We start from the raw sequence: 20,075 nt of genomic DNA on the forward strand, positions 1-20,075 counted from the left end.
CGGTCATCGCCGATAAGGCCTCCACCGAAATCTCGGGCGGCAGCGGCGAGCGGGGCGGCTACCCCGAGCAGGTTCGGCCGAAGAGCCGATACGCACCCCGAACGCGCTTTATCGTTGATACCGGGGTTCGCCGCGGCAGGGAGGCCGGAAATGCGTGTGCGTGCCGTGGTCGCGGGTGTCGGTATCGTGCCGTTCACGGCACCGGGCCGCTCCCGGCCCTATACGGTCATGGGCGCCACCGCGGCGCGGGCGGCGCTCGCGGACGCCGGGATCGACTATCCCGCCGTGCAGCAGGCCTACGTCGGTTACGTCTACGGTGATTCGGCTGTGGGGCAGGCGGTTCTGCACGACCTGGGACCGACAGGGCTTCCGGTTTTCAACGTGAACAATCATTGCGCGTCGGGTTCCACGGCCCTGTTCCTGGGGCGGCAGGCGGTGGAGTTCGGTGCCGCCGATGTGGTGCTGGTGCTGGGAGTGGAACAGATGCGGCCCGGCGCGCCGGAGACGCTCTACACCGACCGCCCGACGACGTACGACCGCTACTTCCAGGTCATGCAGCGGGTGCCGGCACTCGACGAGGCGCCTATCGCCGCACAGCTGTACGGCGAGGCGGGAGAGGAGTACATCCGCCGCTACGGCGCCGACCCGCAGACCTTCGCCCGGATCGCGGTCAAAGCGCGGGCGCACGCCGCGGGGAATCCGAACGCCTTGTCCACCGAGCCGGTCACCGTGCAGCAGGTACTGGCCTCCGGACCCGTGCACGGACCGCTGACCCGGTTGCAGTGCAGCCCACCCACCTGCGGGGCGGCCGCGGCGGTACTGGTCAGTGAGCGGTTCGCCCGCCGGTACGGCTGCGCCGGACCGGCGATCACCGCGCAGGCGATGGGCAGCGATTCCGCCGCCACCTTCCTCGGCGCGGATCCGACGAAGATCGTCGGTTACGACTCGTCGAAGGTCACCGCGCACCAGGTCTACGAGCAGGCCGGTATCGGCCCGGCCGAACTACCGGTGGTGGAGCTGCACGACAGTTTCACCACCGGCGAGATCCTGGCCTACGAAGCGCTCGGCCTCACTCCGGAGGGGACTGCGGAAAGATTTGTCGCCGACGCGGCCAACACCTATGGCGGGCAGGTTGTGACCAATCCCTCCGGCGGGATGCTGGCCAAAGGCCATCCGCTGGGTGCGACGGGGGTGGCGCAGTGCGCGGAACTGGTGTGGCAGCTGCGCGGGCAGGCCGGTGCCCGCCAGGTCGACTACGCGAACCTGGCCCTACAGCACAATGTCGGGCTCGGCGGCGCGACGGTGGTGACGCTGTACGCGAATACCGGATCGATCCATCGCTGAACCGCAGGTCAGCGGCTGCGCACCCGAACCAGTGTGCGCGGCGCCACGGCAGCCATATGGCTGGACAACACCATCAGCGTGAGCACTGCGAACCCGGCGGCAGCCGTCGCGTAGACCATCATGGGGAACCTCCTCGTACGGTTTCCCGGTCCACCTTTCCCGCCGAACCTGGCAACAACCTGTGCGCCGTTCGGTAATGCGGTGTGTGTTCAGTGGCGGATCCCCTCGCTGCTGACGAAGCTCGCCTCCTCCGGGCCGACCAGGCCGAGCAGTGTGAGAGGGCGGGAGGCGAACGCGTTGGTCAGATAGGTCAGCGTGATCGCCCAGCGGTTGATTCCGCGGGGGAGGGCATAGGTGTGATACGCACGAGTCACCGCCTTGGCGGGCAGGCCGGAGAGCCGGATACCCACCGGGTTCGCGACGGCGAAGCCGGGCCCCAAGTCCACCACCAGCCCCATATCGCGGTGTTTGTACACCGTCTGCGTGCCGATTCCCATACTGGCGGCCACATTGCGGGCGAGGACCTTGCCCTGCCGGGTGGCGTGCTGCGCGGTCGGCGGGGTGATCTTGCCCGGCTTCGTCAGATCCGGAACGGCGGCCGCGTCCCCGCCGGCGAAAACGTCCGGGTGGCCGGGCACTCGCAGATCGGCGTCGACGCTCAGCCGCCCACGTTCCATCGGCAGTCCCAGGGTGCCCAGCACGGGCGCGCCGGTCACGCCCGTCACCCAGGCAACGGTGTGGGTCGCGATCCGGGTGCCGTCGGTGAGCACGACATGGTCCTCGGCGAGCTCCTTCAGCGACATTCCCAGCCGGATATCGATACCGCGGTTGCGCAGCACGGTCAGTACCTTGTCGCTGAGCTTCTCGCCGACCTCCGGCATCACCCGGTCCGCCATGTCGAGCAGCACGAAACGGACCTCGGCCGGGTCGAATCCGCGGCGCTTCGCATAGGTGTCGGCGAGAGCCCGCAACTGCGCGACGAGCTCGGTACCGGCATAGGAGGCACCGACCACGACCACGGTACGGCGTGCCCGGCACAGCTCCGGGTCTTCCTCGTGGTCGGCCAACTCCAGTTGCCGCAGCAACTGTTCCCGCAGGTACAACGCCTCGGCGACCGTTTTGAGGCCGCGACCGTGCTCGGGGAGGCCGGGAATATCGAACAGCCGGGTCACCGACCCCGGGGTCAGCACGAGCCGATCCCAGGACAACTCCCGCGGAGTGTGGTATTCGCTGGTCACCGTGACCGTCTTGGTGTCGAGATCGATCGATTCGGCCGTGGCGACGACCAACCGGACCCGGGGCAGGGCGTCGGCCAGCGACACCGCCACGAACCGCGGGTCGATGAGCCCGCCGGCCACATCCGGCAGCAGCGGTGTATACAGCATGTAGTCGTTGGGCGTGACCAGCACGACCTCGGTATCGCGTTCCTGCTTCGCCAGCAGCCGGCACAGGTGACGGGCACAGGTGAACCCGGCGAAACCGCTGCCCACGATCACCACCCGCTGCGGTCCGGCACTGCGGTCGACAGAACTCTCGACGTCCGACACGGCCACCTCCTCCTTCGTCTCGGTTCCCTCGGCGGTTCCCGCGAGATCGCCGCCGAAACATGCGGCGGCGATCCGGGCGGCGGCGCCCCTCAGTCGGTCTCGGCGAATTCGAACGGCAGGGCGTCGATCGCTTCGCGGTACCGCCGCTCCAGCTCGTCCGCGTCGGGTGCCCCGATATAGAGGGTTGCGAGTTTGTACCGGTAGGCGTCCTGGTTGGGCAGGTCGGAGAGACGGTCTCCGGGCCGAACCTCGATGTGCACCAGTGTGCCCGGGAAACGGCGCTGCAATGCGGCGATATCGGCTTCGCCGGGCACTGCGCGCACGATCCCGTCCTCGTACCGGGGCACCATGCACTGCGCGGCGACCGCGAATTCGCCCTTGCGATGTGGCATGCGGGGCCGGTCGCCCAAGGCGATATCGATGGCGACACCGTGGTTGGAGCTACCGTCGACTTTTGCGAACAGATCGCTGTGCGACTGCGAGATACGCGTATTGACCTCGATCAACCACAGTTTCCCTGTCTCGGAATCCCACATGAACTCCGAGTTGAAGCAACCGTTGTCGTATCCGGTATGCCGCAGATAGCGCTCGGTGACGTCGATCATCCGCTGCTGGACGTCCTCGGGGACGGTGCGCGCCGGATAGTCCAGGTGGTCGAAGCTGTGCCCGGCCGCGTCCTTGCGCATATCGAACAGGCCGTGCACATGGTATTCACCGCGGAACATCGTGCCCTCCGGCGCGGCCTGGGTGCCGGTGACCACCTGCTCGGCGAGGCAGGTGCGTCCCCCCGCCACACGGATCTCCTCCGGCAGGTCCACCCGCTCGAGCGCGCGGTCGAAGGGGTCGGCGATCCGGCCGATCTCGGCGCGGATCTGCGCGATGGCGGTGGCGAACACCTCGGCGTCGGTCACTTCGAATCCCAATTGCGAGGAATGGGATTTTATCGGCTTCACCCAGAAGGGGAACGGAATGTCGATCTTGTTCAGCGCATCGGGGTCGAACGGATCGAAAGCACAGAAATCCGGTACACATTCCGGCACCGATTCCCGCTGCAATACCCGGCTCCAGTATTTGTGCTCGTTCTTCAGCACGCTTTCCAAACTGGGCGAAGGCAATCCGAATTCATCCGCCAGAATCGGCACGAGCACGCTGGTCGGGAAATCCCAGTGCGCGATGATCGCATCCACCCGGCCGTCGAAGGCACGCAGCTCCGTCCGAGCCCGGTCGAGCAGCTCGTCGAAGTCGAACTCGTCGGCCGTGATCAAGGTGTCGTAATCGAGCAAGCCGTGGAGAGAAAATCCGCCCGGAACATCCACGGTCGAGATTTCATCGCGCTGGGAATCGGTCAGAGCAGGTACGAAAATATTTTTCCTCACGCAGACCGGCTAACCATATGTCCCGAGCTCAAACACTTCGGCCGGTGAACGAAATCGCGCCCCCGGAACCGTCCGGAAAACGAAGCGGCCGGGGGCACGAAGAGATTGTCACGACGGCGGACGATTCACGATTCGTACCAGGTCGCCCCGTGCCCGCCGGGCCTCCGGGATATCGGCCAGCGGCCAGGCATGGAACATTCCGGCGAATTCGTGGTATTCGAGTGCGACGCCCTCGGCGGCACACCGCGTACGGAACCGGCGCGCATCCGCGAGCAGGACATCCCTGGTGCCGATGAACAGGCTCAGCTCTCCGGGCGTCGCGGCCGGGGCGTACAGCGGGCTGATCAACGGATCGGTTCTGTCGAGGTCACCCGCGTACAGCCGGCCGGCCTCGGTCAGGCCCGCGACACCGAGGTAGGGGTCACTGGGATCGAGCTCCCGGGCCCACGGGTCGGTCATGGTCACATCGAGCCACGGGGAGATCAGCACCACCTCCTTCGGTTCCACCCCACCGGCCGCACCGAGCGCGCGGGCCAGCACCAGCGCCAGCGCTCCCCCGGCCGAATCCCCCATCAGCACCTTGTCGTGCGACGCGGCGCCGGCGAAGGCCGCGTCGTGCGCGGCGAGCACCATGGAGAAGGTGTCGCGGGGGTGGTTCTCCGGGGCGAGCGGGTAGAGCGGAACCGTCACCGTGCATCCGGTCTCGTCGATCAATCGCGACAGGAATTTCCAGTGGTCGCGCTGGATCTGGTGGACGTAGGCGCCTCCATGCAGGTACATCACGTGCCGGGAGGTACCCGCGGCTCGTGGCCGGATCGTGTAGACCGGCCGCCCGTGTATCTCCCGGCAGCCGACCCGGTGCCGCCGCCCCAGCGCGGCCGGCGGCCGGTCCCGCGCGGGCTGCTGGCTCTCGCGGATGCTCTCGCGCAGGGCCTCGGCACTGGAGAAGGGTTTACCGGCCCGGGTCAGCCGCAGGGCGGCGATCAGCATCCGGCCGCGCAGACTGGTCGCAGCGGACTCCTCGGGCACCGCCGACCGCACCTCAGACGTGGTCACGCGGGATCCTCCTGTCCCAGTTCCGCGAGAAAGTGCGTTGCTCCCCCTCGAAACCGTCGAGTTCGGCGTGCACCAGGAAATGGGTGGGCGTGCAGGTGACCCGGGTACGGGTCTCGGTCCTGGTGCGCCACTCCCCGCGGCCGAAACTCATCGACCACGCGGTCTCCGCGGTGGCCGAGCAGAAGTCGTCGGCCTGCCAGCCGTAGCGTTCCCGGACCTTCCGGTCCACTTCCAGCTCGTGTTCGTCATAGCGGACCAGGCCGGCGTCCTTGACGATCTCCAGGGCGGACCGATAGTCGACCAGGTCGCGGGACACCGTCCATTTCTGCTCACCGGGACTGATATGTGTCACCGCCATCGGTTGCGCGCCCTCGGGCTCACCGAACGGCTGCACCGATCCTTCCTCGGCACCGGCCATCGGCCGGATCGGCAGTCGCAGACTGCTCCCCGCCGTGTGCACGGTGACCTGCGCGGGCTCCGGCGGCGGCCAGGCCAGCGGCCAGTACGACGTCGACAGCGACAGCCGGATCCGGTGGCCCGCCGGAAATGCCTGGGCCACGGCATTGAGCTGCACAGTGACGTGGTAGCGCTCGCCGGGCTCCAGCGGCCGGGGATCGTCGTGACCGTCCCGGTGGGTCAGATTGAGCAGGCCGTAGGTCACCCGGGTCGCTCGGCCGTCCGGCGCCACATCGGACAACCTGGCCGCGACCATGGCGACCGGTTTGTCCGCCGACACCTCGAGAGTCACCGTCGGCGCGCCCAGGATCTCGCATCGTTGTGCGAGGGCGTCGGTCTCGAACACCAGTGAGCCGCCGTCCTCCTCGCGCTGGTCGTAGGGCAGGTCGGGCGGGGCGTTGTAGGACGCCCACTTTCCGGCGAACTGCCCGACCGACAGCGGCGATTCGACCGGCAGCGCCACCTGCGCCACCTCCTCGCCGGGCTCGGCGATCCGGTACCGCCCCAGCGGGTATTCGGTGAACTCGATATTCGGCGAGGGCCATTCCGGCTCCCCCACCCACCGGCCGGGCCGGTCCTCGTAGGCGGTCGACGGCGGCACGCTCTCCTGCATCCAGGTCTGCAACACCGGTCCGTCGAGCACACCGTTGTCGACATCCTTGAGCCAGTGATCCCACCAGCGCACGACTTCCTGGAGATACCCGATGGCGGGTCCGGGCTCGCCCAGATGCGGATACTTGTGCGACCAGGGACCGATCAGTCCCTTGCGCGGGACGTCCAGGTTGGCGAGCAGCCGGCCGACCGCGTTCGAATAGCCGTCGGCCCACCCGCTCGAGGCCAGAACCGGCACCTGGACGGCGGCATAGTCCTCACACACCGAGGCCCGGCGCCAATAGTCGTCGCGCCGCTGGTGTTCGAGCCAGTTGGCCGCCCACAGACTGCAGTTCTCCAGCCGCTCGAACCACATATCGCGCCAGCGGTCGCCGACCAGCGCCGGATCGGGCGGCAGGGTGCTGTAGGCGAACATGGTGGCGGATTCGGCGATATTGTCCGACAGCAGTGCGCCGCCCATGTAGTGCATATCGTCGGAATAGCGATCGTCGGTGAACGAGGAGATGACGATGGCCTGCAGGTGCGGTGGTTTGCGGGCCGCGATCTGCAGCGAGTTGAACCCGCCCCAGGAGATACCCATCATCCCGATCCGGCCGTCGCACCAGGGCTGCGCGGCCATCCACTCCATGACATCCTCGGCATCGCGATGCTCTCGGTCGAGGTATTCGTCCACGAGTACGCCCTCGGACTCCCCGGTGCCGCGCAGATCGACTCGGACGCAGGCGTATCCGTGGCCCGCCATGTAGGGGTGGTGAATGGAATCCCGGACCGCGGACAGATCCCGTTTCCGGTAGGGGATGTATTCCAGGATGCCGGGGACCGGCCGGTCGTCGGCGGCGACCGGCCGCCACACCTTGGCCGCCAGTCTGGTTCCGTCCGACATCGGGATCCACAGGTGTTCGTCCACGGTGATCTGCTGGGGCAGCGATGTCACTGTCCGCATCGATCCTCCTCGTCGTGCTCACGATCCGTCCGGCCGCGCCGCGGGCACGGCGGCCCACCACACGCGGACAGCGTCCCGTGCGGTGGCCGGCGCGGATCTTCACTTCTCGTCGAACCCGCACACCGCCTACCCGCTCGCGCCCCGGCTACACCGGGAGCGCCGGCGCGGTGTGCGCTGTACCGGTGCCGCCCCGGACGAGACGGCACCGGTACGACGGCCTCAGGCCGGAATGCTGTTGGTGTCCCGTTCCCAGATCCGGTGCCCCGCGAGCAGCGTGGCGAACGCTTCGGTGAAACCGTCGGACACCGTGTCACCGCTGCGCAGTACCCCGTCGGCGGGGGTGTCCGGCTGCGGGGGCTCCGCGATACCGCCTGCCCGCAGCACCTCGATGCCCGCGCCCAGCGCGGCGACCGGCTTCGCGTGCTTGTACGCCTCGGTGACGAAGTGCACGGCCGGACCCGCCGCGGCGAGGGCGCGCGCGCATTCGTCGCCCCCGGCGACCACGACGGCGTCGTAGAGGACCGAGGCCATGGTCGCCAGGGCTCGGTCCACGGCCAGGGCATTCCCGCCGGTTCCGCGCAGTTCACCGCCGTGCGGTGCGAGGACCTCGGTGACGGCACCGCGATCGGCGAGGGCGCTGCGCAACTGTTCCACACTCGCGGTATCCACCCCGTCGGTGGCCAGGATCGCGATCTGACGGGTGGCGATGGTCTGCGGGGGATCCTTCAGCTGGGACAGTGCGGGTGACAGCGCGACCTCGGACACCTCCTGCGCGGCCGGAGCCGGCAGGCCCAGTTCGCTCGCCACCCGGCCGGCCAGGTCGGGGTCGACGCGTACCAGCTCGTCCAGCACCCGGGTCCTGATCTCGACCTCCCGGCATTTACCGAGTTCGAACGCGAACGCTTCGACGATATGGGTGGCCTCCGGCTCGGTCATACTGCGCCAGAACATGCGCGGCTGCCGGTAGTACTCCTTGAAGCTCTCGCTGCGGGCCCGGATCGTCTCGCCCTCCACCCGGCGCGTGTAGTGGCGATAGACGTCCTCGTCGGCCAGCGCGGGACAGCCGCCGCCGAGCGTGTTCTTGGTGTAGAACGCCCGGCCGTGCGGAATATCGTGGCGGCTGTATCCGTCCTGCTGATGGGTACGGACGTCGGCCAGCGGGCGGTTCACCGGCAGATGCGCGAAATTCGGGCCGCCCAACCGGATCAGCTGGGTGTCCAGGTAGGAGAAGTTGCGCAGCTGCAGCAGCGGGTCGTTGGTGAAATCGATACCGGGCACGATATTGGCCGTATGGAAGGCGATCTGCTCGGTTTCGGCGAAGAAATTGTCCGGGTTGCGGTCCAGCACCAGCTCGCCGACCGGGCGCACCGGCACCTGCTCCTCCGGGATGATCTTGGTGGCATCGAGCAGGTCGAAATCGAAGTCGAATTCCTGCTCCTCGGGAACGAGCTGCACGCCCAGCTCCCAGCGCGGGAAGTTTCCGGCCTCGATATTGTCCCAGAGATCGCGCCGGTTGTAGTCGGGGTCGCGGCCCGCCACCTGCTGGCATTCATCCCACAGCAGTGAGTGCACACCCAGACTCGGCTTCCAGTGGAACTTCACGAAAGTTCCCCGCCCCTCCGCGTTCACCAGCCGGAAGGTGTGCACACCGAAACCCTGCATCATCCGGTAGCTCCGCGGCAGCGCACGATCGGACATGAGCCACATGATGGCGTGCAGGGTTTCCGGCTGGGCGGCCACGAAATCCCAGAGCGTGTCGTGGGCCGACTGGGCCTGGGGGATCTCGTTGTGCGGTTCGGGCTTCACCGCGTGCACGAAATCGGGGAATTTGATGCCGTCCTGGATGAAGAACACCGGGAAGTTGTTGCCCACCAGATCGTAATTCCCTTGCGGAGTATAGAACTTGGTGGCGAATCCGCGCACGTCACGGACCGTGTCGGAGGAACCCCGGGACCCGGCGACCGTGGAGAACCGGACGAAGACCGGCGTGCGCAGCTGCGGATCGGTCAGGAATTTCGCGACCGTGTAGTCGGCCAGCGAATCGTCGTATGGGCGGAAGTATCCGTACGCGCCCGCGCCGCGGGCATGGACCACCCGCTCCGGAATTCGCTCGTGATCGAAATGGGTGATCTTCTCCCGGGCGTGGAAATCGTCGACGAGGGTGGGGCCGCGCTCGCCGACGGTCAGCGCGTCGTCGGTGTGGTCGACGCGCACCCCCTGCTGGGTGGTGAGGTACCCGCTCTCGCGATCCTGCCGCAGCGGATCGAGCTGCCGCTGTTTCGGGTCGTCGCCCCCACGCCCTTCACCGAGCGCCTGCTGCTGCGCATCGGACGCGGCAGGGTCGGCGGACGGCTGTGATGTTCGGTCCATAAGTGTCCTCCTCGCTGGCGGGATGACCTGGTGTCCCCGATCCGGGCGCAACTCGCCCTGGTCGGGCGGCTTCCCCGCAGGGGCGGTGCTAAACAGTGCCCGGTGAGCGCCCGAATCCCGCGGTTCTCCGGTCCGGGGCCGGCGCTCTCGTACCGGTCGGGTATGGCCCCGGCGCCCGGCCGGGAACCGGGCTCAGTCGCTCGCCAGGCGCGCCCCGAAGGTCACCAGCGCCGCCCCCGCCACGGCGTCCAGCAGCCGTCGCACCACCCGGCGGGCCAACCAGGGCCGGACCCGGTGGACGAATGCCGCGAGGCACAGCAACCACAGCGACCCGAGCACGGCCACGGTATAGGCCAGCAGCAAGGCGTGGGTGATACCGGAATCCGCGTGCAGAAACTGCGGGAGGACGGATAGATACAGGGCAAGGATCTTCGGATTGGTGATATTGCTGAGGAATCCGGCGCGTAACGCGCGGTCACCGCCGGCGTCGACCGCCCATCCGGGACCGTCACCGCGGCAGGCGGACCACAGCGCCCGCACCCCGAGGAAGCACAGATAGGCCGCGCCGAGCCACCGCAATGCCGTGAACACCGGTTGCGATCCGGTGATCAGCGCTCCCACACCCAGTGCCGCCGCACTGCCCTGTACGAGACTGGCGGCGCAGATACCCGCCACCGCCCGGGCGCCGCCGCGGAGCCCACCCAGCACCGAGTGCTGAAGGGTGATCACCGTATCCGGCCCGGGCGCCAGCACGACGAGGACCACGACCGCGAGGTAGCCGACATATTCGTGCACTGTCACCTCGCCGGACTACCCCGCAGGCGGACGCCGAATCGGCGCGTCAGGGCGCCCTCGATCGCGAACAGACCGAAGAAGTGACTGATAATTCTCGCCAATCAACTCTGGTTAGCTGGGCATATAGGTCACTATGTAAATGCTTGATCCGTTGAGTACAACCGCCGTGGGCGCAAGCCGCAGGCAAGCGCTGCGGTGGAGTGAAGGACACCGATATGACCACCACGCCGCCCGGTCTCGATGACCGGCACGCCGATATCGTCCGTGCCACGCTGCCACTGGTCGAGGCGAATCTCGACGCGATCACCGCCACCTTCTACCGCGACCTGTTCGACCGGCATCCGCAGCTCGGCCGTGACCTGTTCAACCGTGGCGACCAGGCCCAGGGCAGCCAGCCGCGCGCGCTGGCGGCGTCCATCGCCCGCTTCGCCGCCCGGCTGATCGATCCCACTGCCCCGCAGCCGGACTCGATGCTCTCCCGGATCGGCCACAAACACGCGTCCCTCGGGATCACCGCCGAGCAGTACGACGTGGTCCACGAACACCTCTTTGCGGCCATCGTCGCGGTTCTCGGTGCCGAGGTGGTCACCGAACCGATCGCCGCCGCCTGGGACCGCGTGTACTGGCTGATGGCCGACGCGCTCATCGCCCTGGAGAACCGGCTCTACGCGGAGTCCGGGGTCGCGCCGGGCGCGGTCTTCCGGGAGGCGCTGGTGACCGCCCGGGAAGACGATCCCGCCGGCGTCGCGGTGTTCACCGTCGAATCCGCCGATCCGGTCCGGCCGTTCCCCGGATACGCTCCGGGCCAGTACATCTCGGTGGGCATCCCGCTGGCCGACGGCGCCCGCCAGCTGCGGCAGTACAGCCTGCTCGGCCTGCCCGGGGACGGACGTCTCGTATTCGCGGTGAAACGCGTCGATCCCGCGGCCGGGCGGCCCGCCGGCGAGGTCTCGACCTGGTTGTACAACCGGATCGGGCTCGGTGACACCCTGACGATCACGCTGCCGTTCGGTGATGTCACCGTGGACCCCGGCGCCACGACACCGCTCATCCTGATCTCGGCCGGTATCGAATCACGCCGATGATCGGCATTCTCGAATACCTGGCCACCCATGCCCCGGGCCGGCAGGTGCATCTGGATCACACCGACCGCTCCCCCGGCACCCGGCCGCTGGCCAACCGGCTGGCCGCCCTGGCCACCCGGCTCCCCGCACTGGGCCTGCGGTGGCGCTATCGCGACCACATCGATGATCTCGCGCCCGGCAAGTTCGACCTCGATGCCTCCGCTTTCCCCGGCGACGCCGAGTTCCTCCTCTGCGGCCCCACCACCTTCCTGCACACCGTCCGCGGCACACTGCTGGAGCACGGTATCCCGTCCGAACGGATCCGCACCGAGCAGTTCGGCCCGACCGACTGGCGGGACAACACCGCCTGACCCGGAGACGTCAGCCGCGCTCCGTACGCAGCAGTATGTGCAACGCGGCACCGGCCTCGAACAGGGCCGCGGACCGGGCGTCGAGCCCGGAGTCCCGTGCCGCCAGGGCCCGGCCGATCTCGTCCCAGCCGTGGGCGCCCCGCAACGAGGGAATCAGTTCCCGCAGCGCGGAGATGCCGTACCCGGCGAGGCGGAACTGGTGGACCAGCCGCGCGATCCGGACATCACCGGGCAGGTACCGGCGGGTCGCGCCCTCGGCGCGCTGCGGAACGACCAGCCCCTCGGCGTCCCAGTGCCGCAGGGTCGAGGGCCGGATCCCGAGCGCGCGGGACAGTTCGGAGATGCTCATATCGTCGGCCGGCCGGATATCGCCGAGTGGCTCGCCGGCGATGGACCGGGCCGCCTCCCGCGCGAACGCGAGGTCCCGGCGTTCCCGGTCCAGTTCGGCGTGTGCGCGATCCAGCAGCGCGAACAGCCGGGACGGGCCCCGCTCCCGCGCCGCGCGCAGAATCCGTTTCGCTTCGACCGGGCCGACGCCGGCCGCCAGCGCGCGATAGGCCCGGACCGACCACAGATGGGCTTCCCCGTACACCCGGTACCCGCTGGATGTACGCGGCACGGGCGGGAGCACACCGTCATGTTCGAGGTTGCGGATCTGCTGAACCGAGTACCCGGTAGCGCGGGCGATATCGGCGGTCCGCAGACCTGCGGAGTTGCGACTTCGGGTCGCGCTTTCCAGCTGTTTCTTGTCACAACTCTCCATAAGCACTTCAATGTAACGCTCGAAGGCATGACTTTCGACGAGATCATCGAATACCTCGGCGCCCGCGACGGCGTACTGACCCAGCAACCCCGCCCCGGCGACGGCACCCCCGAGATCGCGTGGGGTGACGCGTTCTTCTTCTACGCGCCCGACGGCGCGGTCCCGGCCAATACCCAGCCCTTCGCGACCCTCGTCACCAAGGACTATCCCGGCGACGAGCGGTCCCGGCTCGACCGGCCCGGCGTCTTCCGGGTGAACATCCACGTCGGTAGAGAGCTGTTCACCACCTGGACCGGCCGCGCTCCCCGCGACCCGGAACCCGCGGGCACGGACCCCGCCGTGACCGATACCGTGATCGCCCATCCGGTGTACGGCGAGCTCGGCTGGCTGGCCGTGGTGGCGCCGGGTCCGAACACCGCCGACACCGTGCGGGAACTTCTGGCGGTCGCCCACGACCGGGCCCGGGTACGTACCCAACGGCGGTCCGGGATCCGGTAACCGGTCCGTCCCGGTTTCGGCCTCAGGCCACGACCGGGCGTTGCGCGACGCCCACGTATTCGCTCAGCGGCCGGATCAACGCATTGGATTCACCCTGTTCGATGATGTGGGCGGTCCATCCGGTGATCCGGCTCATGACGAATATCGGCGTGAAGACCTCGATATCGAAGCCGAGCAGGTGGTAGGCGGGGCCGGTCGGGAAATCGAGATTCGGCTCGATCCCGGTGGCCTCGTCCATGGCGCGCTCGAGGGCCTCGTACATCCGCACCCACCGCTGTCCGTCGGTGGCCGCGGCGATATCCAGGAAGGCCTGTTTCATGGTGGGCACCCGGGAGTCACCGTTCTTGTAGACCCGATGGCCGAAACCCATCACCTTCTCCTTCCTGGCCAGCCTGTCGCGCAGCCACTGCCCGGCCAGCGCCGGGTCACCGATCTCGATCATGTGCTGCATGACGGCCTCATTGGCGCCGCCGTGCAACGGGCCCTTGAGCGCGCCGATGGCGGCGGTGACGGCGCTGTAGATATCCGACAGCGTCGAGGTGACCACGCGGGCGGCGAACGTGGAGGCATTGAAGCTGTGCTCGGCGTAGAGGATCAGCGAGACCTCGAAGGCCTGCACCAGCTCCGGCGCAGGGACGGTCCCGAAACACATGTGCAGGAAGTTCTCGGCGTAACCGAGGTGGGAATGCGGTGCGATCGGATCGAGACCGTGGCGACGGCGGTGATCGGCCGCGACGATCGTCGGCAGCACCGCGAACATCCGCAGCGCCTTGGCGCGATTGGCCTGCGCCGAATTGTCCTCCTCGGCGGGGTCCTCGGCACCGAGGTAACTGATGGCGGTCCGGACGACGTCCATGGGGTGGCAGGTCTCCGGCAATTTCGCCACCAGCGACAGCAGCGACCGGTCGGCGCGGCGCGAGGCCCGTTCCCGCTGCCGGAACCGCTCCAGCTCGGCGTGGCCGGGAAGTTCGCCGTACCAGAGCAGATATGCCACCTGGTCGAAGGAGCAGTGGGCGGCCAGATCCTGCACCGCGTACCCGCGGTAGGTGAGCGAATTGGTTTCCGGCACGACCTTCGAGATCGCGGTGGTATCGACGACCACGCCCGCCAGACCTTTGTAGATGGTCGATATCACGGCATCGGCCCCACCCCGCACCGGCTCGCCGAGCGACGCTGTGCTCATCACTGGTCCCTTCCCAGAGTGAAATCGAATATGTCCGTATCGAATTCGCTGTAGCGCTCGTACCGGAGCAGTTCGTACAGGCGGCTGCGGGGCTGCATACGGTCCAGCAGTCCGGATTGCGTACCCGCGGCGTAGATTTCGCGCAGGCCCGCCTCCGCGGCATACATCGCCAGCCGCAGCGTGGAGACCGGATAGATCACCACGTTGTATCCGATGGATTCGAGGGTCGCGGCCGGGAACAGCTCCGATTTACCGAATTCGGTCATATTCGCCAGCAGCGGAGTATCCACCGCATCGCGGAACTTCTCGAATTCCGTGGGCGTGCGCAGTGCCTCGGTGAAGATCAGGTCCGCACCGGCCTCGGCATAGGCCTGCGCCCGCTCGATCGCCGCGTCGATTCCCTCGATTCCCGCGGCATCGGTACGCGCGCAGATCACGAAGTCCGGATCGCGGCGGGCGGAGACGGCGGCCCGCAGCCGACGGACCATCTCCGCGGTGGAGACGACCGCCTTGCCGTCGAGATGTCCGCAGCGTTTCGGGTTGACCTGATCCTCGAAATGGCAGCCGGCGATCCCGGCGTCTTCGAGGACGGTGACCGTCCGGGCGGCGTTCATCGGCTCGCCGAAACCGGTATCGGCATCGATGAGCACCGGCAGATCGGTGACCCGGGCGATCTGCTGCCCGCGTCCCGACACCTCGGTGAGCGTGGTCAGGCCGATATCCGGCAGACCCAGTTCGGCCGACAACACGGCGCCCGAGACGTACACACCGTCGAAGCCGATCTCCTGGATCAGGGTCGCCACCAGGGGGTTGAAGGCGCCGGGGAAGCGGTGGATGCGCCCGGAGGCCAGGCCGGCACGGAACGCGGCACGCTTGTCCGCCGCGGGCGTCGGCGCCGCGAGCGGCCCGGTCATCGGAACAGTCCCTTCGGGGAACGCGGTGCGCGGTCGAGCACATCCGGCGAGACGGTGAAAGTCAGCCGGGACAGTTCGTCCGCGGACAGCTCCCCCGTACGCTGGGCCACCTCGAGGAAGCGGTCCTGCTCGGCCGGTTCGACCACGCCCTCGGCGAGGGTGCGGAATTTGGCGATGTACTCGTCGCGGGCGAAGGGCCGCGCGCCGAGTGGGTGGGCGTCGGCGACCGCGAGTTCGTCGACGATCACCTCACCGCTGTTCAGGGTGACCTCGGCACGGGCGCCGAACGCTTTCTCGCGCGGATCGGTGGAGTGGTAGCGACGGGTCCACTCCGGATCCTCCGCGGTGGAGATCTTGCGCCACAGTTCCACGGTGTCGGGGCGCTGCGCGCGCTCGGGCGCATAGGACCGCTCATGGTGCCAGGTGCCGTCCTGCAGGGCGACAGCGAAGATGTAGGGCACCGAATGGTCGAGCGTTTCCCGCGAGGCCCGCGGATCGAACTTCTGCGGATCGTTCGATCCGGTGCCGATCACCACATGGGTGTGGTGGCTGGTGTGCAGGACGATGGAGGCGATCCGGTCCAGGTCCCCGATCCGCGCACGCAGCCGGCGGGCGAGGTCGATCGGTGCCTGACTCTGATACTCCGCGGAATGCTCCTTGGTGTAGGACTCGAGGATCGCCCGCTTGGGCTCCCCCGGACCCGGCAGCGGCACCGTGTACTCCGCCTCCGGGCCCCCGAGCAACCAGGCGATCACCCCGTCCTCGCCCTCCCAGATCGGCGCGGGCGCCCCCTCCCCGCGCAGCGCGCGATCGACGGACTCCACCGCCATCTTCCCGGCGAACGCCGGGGCGTAGGCCTTCCAGCTCGAGATGTCGCCCTTCCGCGACTGGCGGGTCGCGGTGGTGGTGTGCAGGGCCTGGCCGATGGCCTGATAGACGGTCTCGGTGTCGAGGCCGAGCAGCGTGCCGATACCGGCCGCGGCCGAGGGGCCGAGATGGGCCACGTGATCGATCTTGTGCTCGTGCAGGCAGATCGACCGCACCAGGTCGATCTGGATCTCGTAGCCGGTCGCCAGACCACGGAGCAGGTCACGACCGGTGCGGCCGGCGTGCTGGGCGACCGCCAGGATCGCCGGAATATTGTCGCCGGGGTGGGAGTATTCCGCGGCCAGGAAGGTGTCGTGGAAGTCGAGTTCGCGGACCGCCACACCGTTGGCCCAGGCCGCCCATTCCGGCGAGAACCGGCCCGCGGCACCGAACACGGTCGCCCCCGGCAGGTAGGGATGCGCCAGCGCCTGGGCCCGGGCATTGGCGACCGGGCGCCGGGTCAGCGCGGCCGCGGCGACGGCGGCATTGTCGATGATCCGGTTGACGATCATTTCCGCGGTCTCCGGGGCGACTTCCACCGGATCGGTCGCCACCTCGGCGATCTGCCACGCCAGATGCTCTTCGCGAGGGAAATGTTCCGCGGAACGGTGGGTGCGGACGAGATGATTCTTCACGGTCCAGGGCCTCCAGGCGATCGGTGGAATTCACTCGATTCGCACGCTACCGAGAGTCCGGGTCGGCGGAAACGGGTTGCAGAAGGGGAATTCTGCAGAATCAATTCTGCGAATTTGCGGAAGTTGCGGAAGGTCGGCATACGACCGGACCTGCGCTGACACCACCGGCGGCGGGCCGAGTGCACGATCCGGTGACGCAGCAGGGCCGCCCGCGCGCACATCGAGATGAACGGTGCGTACACGGTGGCAAACCGTAGATAGGGGGAAATACCAGTTCACGGAAATCCACGCGTCCGATTCCGGCACGCATCGGAATCTTTGCGGTATCGATCCGAAAATGCACACGAATAATCCTCGAATTTCCCACCGACAATTCGGCGACGAAGTCGTTGTGCGCTCGCAAGGCGCACGTCGCCGGGCCGGACACGGCGGCGATCCGCGCGGCTACGGCACGCCACCCGGAGTCATGCACCGCCAGGGTCCTCCCGCACCTGCCGACGCATCCCGAACGCCTCCGGGTCTTGTCCTGGACAACGACCCGATGTCTGTCACGCACCACCAATTGCCACTGGAGGTCACAGCATCCCGCCTACAGAGCTCGCCCCCGCCGACCGCAATTCACCGGGGATACCGGTAACCCGTACCTGCCGACGCTCCGCGAGCACCAGCAGTCCGAGAACATGCCCGTGCCGAACAGGAGGCGCCGGCCGTCAATCGGCGTGAGCAGTGCCGGATTCAGCACGAACCGAATGCAACGCACCGCCGGAGGCACCGGCCGATGGCTGCGCTACGGCGAATCCTCGACAATGCCACGCGGCCACAGCGCCGGCACCGTGGGGTCGGCGGCGGGAGCGGCAAGCTCTATCTCCCAGCGCCCGGAATCGCCGGCCCCCGCCGCACAGTCGGCACTCCCTATCGACTCTCGACCGAAGGCGGCATGGGCCCGCGGCGCTCGGGCGACGTCAGCGAGTGCTGCTCGCCGGTGCATAGGGAGTGTTCGCCGGACGGTTCTCGTCGGCCGCGAGCGGACGACCGATCTGCGGGAACGCCCGTTGCGCGCACACGGTGCGTTCACAGACCCGGCAGCCGGCGCCGATCGGGACAGCGACCGCCGAATCGCGCACCGGGAGCCCATGCGAGTAGACGAGCTTTTCCGCGAAGGCCAGGTCGCATCCGAGACCGACGGCGAAATGACGTGCGGGTGCGAGGTATCCGGGGTTGCTCTCCCCGGTGGTGCGGGCCAGCCAGAGATAAGTGCGCCCGTCGGGCATCTCGGCGATCTGCGTGCGGATCCGCCCCGGGGTCGCGAAAGCGTCGTGCACCACCCACAGTGGACAACTCCCCCCGACCCGGGAAAAGTGGAAAGCGGTAGCGGACTGCCGTTTCGAGATATTTCCCGCCCGGTCGGTGCGGACGAAGAAGAACGGCACACCGCGTTGCCCCCGCCGTTGCAAGGTCGACAGGCGATGACAGACCGTCTCGAACCCGACCTCGAATTGCGCGGAGAGCAGGTCGATGTCGTAGCGCAACCGCTCGGCCGCGTCCAGAAACCGCCCGTAGGGCAGGATCAGCGCGCCGGCGAAGTAGTTCGCCAGCCCGATCCGCAGCAGCCGCAGCGACTCCGCCGGTAGCACCCCGGTCTCCTCGAGCAGTTCGTCGAGCACCCCGGACTGTGTGAGGAACGCCAGCTGCGTGGCCAGCTGGAACGCCCGTTGACCCGCGGTCAGACGCCGCGCGAGGGTGAGCACGCGGGCCTGCGGATCGAACACCCGCTTGGGCCCCGGCCTGCCGGGATCCTCCGAACGGATCCGCACCGCCACACCGAACTCGTCGCGCAGCAGCCGCGCCAGCTGCAGATCCAACCCGCCCAGCGTGAACCCGCTCCGGGTGAACAGTTCCTCCGCGGCGGTGTCCAGGGCCGGGATGTGATTGCGCCGATCGTAGAAGTAATCGCGCACGTCCTCGTAGGGCATCGCGGCGCGCGGGGCCGCCGCCGGACCGTCGTTTCCGGCGGTGAGTTGTTCCAGCTGCCCCTCGGCGGTACGCAGCCGCCGATGCTGGCTGATCAGCAGCCGCGCCGCCGTCGGCGCCCGGGACAGCAGATCGTCGAGTTCGCTACCGGTCACCGCCGCCGTCTCCGGATCCTCGGCGAACACCTCCTGCAGGTCCGCCAGCAGCCGGGCATCGGTCTCCGGCGCGAAGAACCCCACCTCCAGATCGAAGGTGGAGGTCAGCCGCATCAGGACCGGCACCGTCAGCGGCCGCTGATCGTTTTCCAGCTGGTTCACATAGCTCACCGACAACCCGAGCGCCTTGGCCAGCCCCGACTGGGACAGCCCCCGCTGCTCCCGCAACGCACGCAACCGGCCCCCGCCGTACATCTTCTCCACCGACGGCACCTTTCCTCGCAAGACGACTGACAGATATCGAACCGCCCGATACAGCGGTCCGCACGACAACGACAGCGAACCGGGCCACCGGCACCGGCCCGCGCGGAAACCCCGGCGGCGCCTTCCTGTTCGCGCTGAGCAGCTTCGAAGAGGCCGGCACGGCGCACGCTCCATCGATAGCACCAACAACCACCACCCGCGCCCGCGCACGACCGGCACATCCGGGTCCGGCCCGGATGCATAGAACGCCGGCGTTACGCCCGATCCGCGAGGCGACAGCCACCGGACACGGCGTGCCCGGCGCAACCGGCAGGTCTTCGGACTCGCGGGCACCGACCTCACTAGGCCGACCCGGGTCCGCACCCGGGCTACTACTACCACGCCGTCGCTTCCCGGACCCCCGGCCCAGTGCGTGTGACAGCGGTCGCTCCCGCTCACCGCTGCGGGACAGTCCCGGATTCCCACCGGGTTCCCTCTCACCCGCCCCACGGTGTCACCGACACCGGACGACAGGCTTCGACACCCCACGCCCAGCAAAGCAGCGCGGGATGAACCAGCTGCGCCCGCCAGAATATGCCCAGCTCGAGCGCGCACTCCAGTCGGGCGGTGGGCACAACCGGCCACGACACGCACTGATCCAGCGATCGGATGAGATAGGCCGCGGGAAATGACAGCGAAACGCCGCCGGGCGATGAGCCCAGCGGCGTCCGGTCGGGAAGCCGACGTCCAACAAGCGCCTCTCGGCGAGTGGTCGCTCGTAGCGACAAAGGGTGCGGCCCAGGGCTGTCCGGACGCCGGCAGGGGATTCGACAGAGACACCTGGACGCTATTCCACAGGGCACGTGACCCCTGCCACGACCACAGCGAGCGCAGCCCACGCGCCTCACGCGC

15 protein-coding genes and 1 riboswitch are annotated in these 20,075 nt (G+C 68.2%); of the genes, 4 read left to right on the plus strand and 11 right to left on the minus strand.

Going from position 1 to position 20,075, the window contains the following annotated elements; genetic code table 11:
* Window positions 1-150 precede the first annotated feature (150 nt).
* Window positions 151-1,344: a thiolase C-terminal domain-containing protein gene (locus tag IG75_RS0132630; protein ID WP_030525093.1), complete on the plus strand. Its 1,194-nt coding sequence runs from the start codon at window positions 151-153 to the stop codon at window positions 1,342-1,344.
* A gap of 209 nt (window positions 1,345-1,553) precedes the next feature.
* Here IG75_RS0132630 and IG75_RS0132640 read toward each other — a convergent pair whose 3' ends face one another.
* The 6 genes from IG75_RS0132640 to IG75_RS0132665 form a co-directional block, all read right to left on the minus strand.
* Entirely contained in the window at window positions 1,554-2,891 is a 1,338-nt protein-coding gene (locus IG75_RS0132640) for an NAD(P)/FAD-dependent oxidoreductase (RefSeq protein WP_245713396.1), read from the minus strand.
* 89 nt (window positions 2,892-2,980) lie between these two features.
* Window positions 2,981-4,174 carry an ATP-binding protein gene (locus tag IG75_RS0132645; RefSeq protein WP_245713395.1) on the minus strand — a complete coding sequence of 398 codons (1,194 nt, stop codon included), beginning with the start codon at window positions 4,172-4,174 and terminating at the stop codon, window positions 2,981-2,983.
* A 201-nt stretch (window positions 4,175-4,375) separates the two neighbouring features.
* Entirely contained in the window at window positions 4,376-5,323 is a 948-nt protein-coding gene (locus tag IG75_RS0132650; RefSeq protein ID WP_210436866.1) for an alpha/beta hydrolase fold domain-containing protein, read from the minus strand.
* Window positions 5,310-7,334: a CocE/NonD family hydrolase gene (locus IG75_RS0132655; RefSeq protein ID WP_030525089.1), complete on the minus strand. Its 2,025-nt coding sequence runs from the start codon at window positions 7,332-7,334 to the stop codon at window positions 5,310-5,312. The genes IG75_RS0132650 and IG75_RS0132655 overlap by 14 nt, the downstream gene beginning before the upstream one ends.
* 219 nt (window positions 7,335-7,553) lie before the next feature.
* Entirely contained in the window at window positions 7,554-9,704 is a 2,151-nt protein-coding gene (locus IG75_RS0132660) for a catalase (protein ID WP_081877283.1), read from the minus strand.
* Between the two features lie 192 nt (window positions 9,705-9,896).
* A complete protein-coding gene (locus IG75_RS0132665; RefSeq protein ID WP_030525087.1) occupies window positions 9,897-10,505 on the minus strand; it encodes a LysE family translocator in 609 nt (202 codons plus the stop codon).
* A 209-nt stretch (window positions 10,506-10,714) separates the two neighbouring features.
* Between IG75_RS0132665 and IG75_RS36790 the strand changes: the two genes are divergently transcribed.
* The gene (locus tag IG75_RS36790; RefSeq protein ID WP_307689017.1) at window positions 10,715-11,584 is read left to right on the plus strand and encodes a globin domain-containing protein; all 870 of its coding nucleotides are present in this window, start codon (window positions 10,715-10,717) and stop codon (window positions 11,582-11,584) included.
* Window positions 11,581-11,934 (plus strand): ferredoxin reductase domain-containing protein, encoded by a 354-nt coding sequence (locus tag IG75_RS40790; protein WP_307689015.1) that lies wholly within the window; start codon window positions 11,581-11,583, stop codon window positions 11,932-11,934. Before IG75_RS36790 ends, IG75_RS40790 begins: the two co-directional genes overlap by 4 nt.
* A 10-nt stretch (window positions 11,935-11,944) precedes the next feature.
* Here IG75_RS40790 and IG75_RS0132675 read toward each other — a convergent pair whose 3' ends face one another.
* A complete protein-coding gene (locus IG75_RS0132675) occupies window positions 11,945-12,697 on the minus strand; it encodes a MerR family transcriptional regulator (RefSeq protein WP_051715406.1) in 753 nt (250 codons plus the stop codon).
* A 27-nt stretch (window positions 12,698-12,724) separates the two neighbouring features.
* Here IG75_RS0132675 and IG75_RS0132680 point away from each other — a divergent pair, with 27 nt between their 5' ends.
* Window positions 12,725-13,195 carry a DUF6194 family protein gene (locus IG75_RS0132680; protein ID WP_030525085.1) on the plus strand — a complete coding sequence of 157 codons (471 nt, stop codon included), beginning with the start codon at window positions 12,725-12,727 and terminating at the stop codon, window positions 13,193-13,195.
* Between the two features lie 22 nt (window positions 13,196-13,217).
* On the opposite strand, the gene IG75_RS0132685 is transcribed toward IG75_RS0132680, so the two are convergent.
* From IG75_RS0132685 to IG75_RS0132700, 4 genes are all read right to left on the minus strand, one after another.
* The gene (locus tag IG75_RS0132685; protein WP_051715409.1) at window positions 13,218-14,378 is read right to left on the minus strand and encodes a bifunctional 2-methylcitrate synthase/citrate synthase; all 1,161 of its coding nucleotides are present in this window, start codon (window positions 14,376-14,378) and stop codon (window positions 13,218-13,220) included.
* Window positions 14,378-15,292 carry a methylisocitrate lyase gene (prpB, locus tag IG75_RS0132690; protein WP_030525083.1) on the minus strand — a complete coding sequence of 305 codons (915 nt, stop codon included), beginning with the start codon at window positions 15,290-15,292 and terminating at the stop codon, window positions 14,378-14,380. The genes IG75_RS0132685 and prpB overlap by 1 nt, the downstream gene beginning before the upstream one ends.
* The gene (gene prpD, locus IG75_RS0132695; protein ID WP_030525082.1) at window positions 15,289-16,794 is read right to left on the minus strand and encodes a 2-methylcitrate dehydratase PrpD; all 1,506 of its coding nucleotides are present in this window, start codon (window positions 16,792-16,794) and stop codon (window positions 15,289-15,291) included. Before prpD ends, prpB begins: the two co-directional genes overlap by 4 nt.
* Before the next feature lie 962 nt (window positions 16,795-17,756).
* Window positions 17,757-19,184: a short-chain fatty acyl-CoA regulator family protein gene (locus tag IG75_RS0132700; protein WP_030525081.1), complete on the minus strand. Its 1,428-nt coding sequence runs from the start codon at window positions 19,182-19,184 to the stop codon at window positions 17,757-17,759.
* Window positions 19,185-19,475: 291 nt separating this feature from the next.
* Window positions 19,476-19,706, minus strand: a riboswitch (cobalamin riboswitch).
* Between the last annotated feature and the right edge of the window lie 369 nt (window positions 19,707-20,075).

It is taken from the genome of Nocardia rhamnosiphila NBRC 108938 (assembly GCF_000720425.1).
Classification (GTDB): domain Bacteria; phylum Actinomycetota; class Actinomycetes; order Mycobacteriales; family Mycobacteriaceae; genus Nocardia; species Nocardia rhamnosiphila.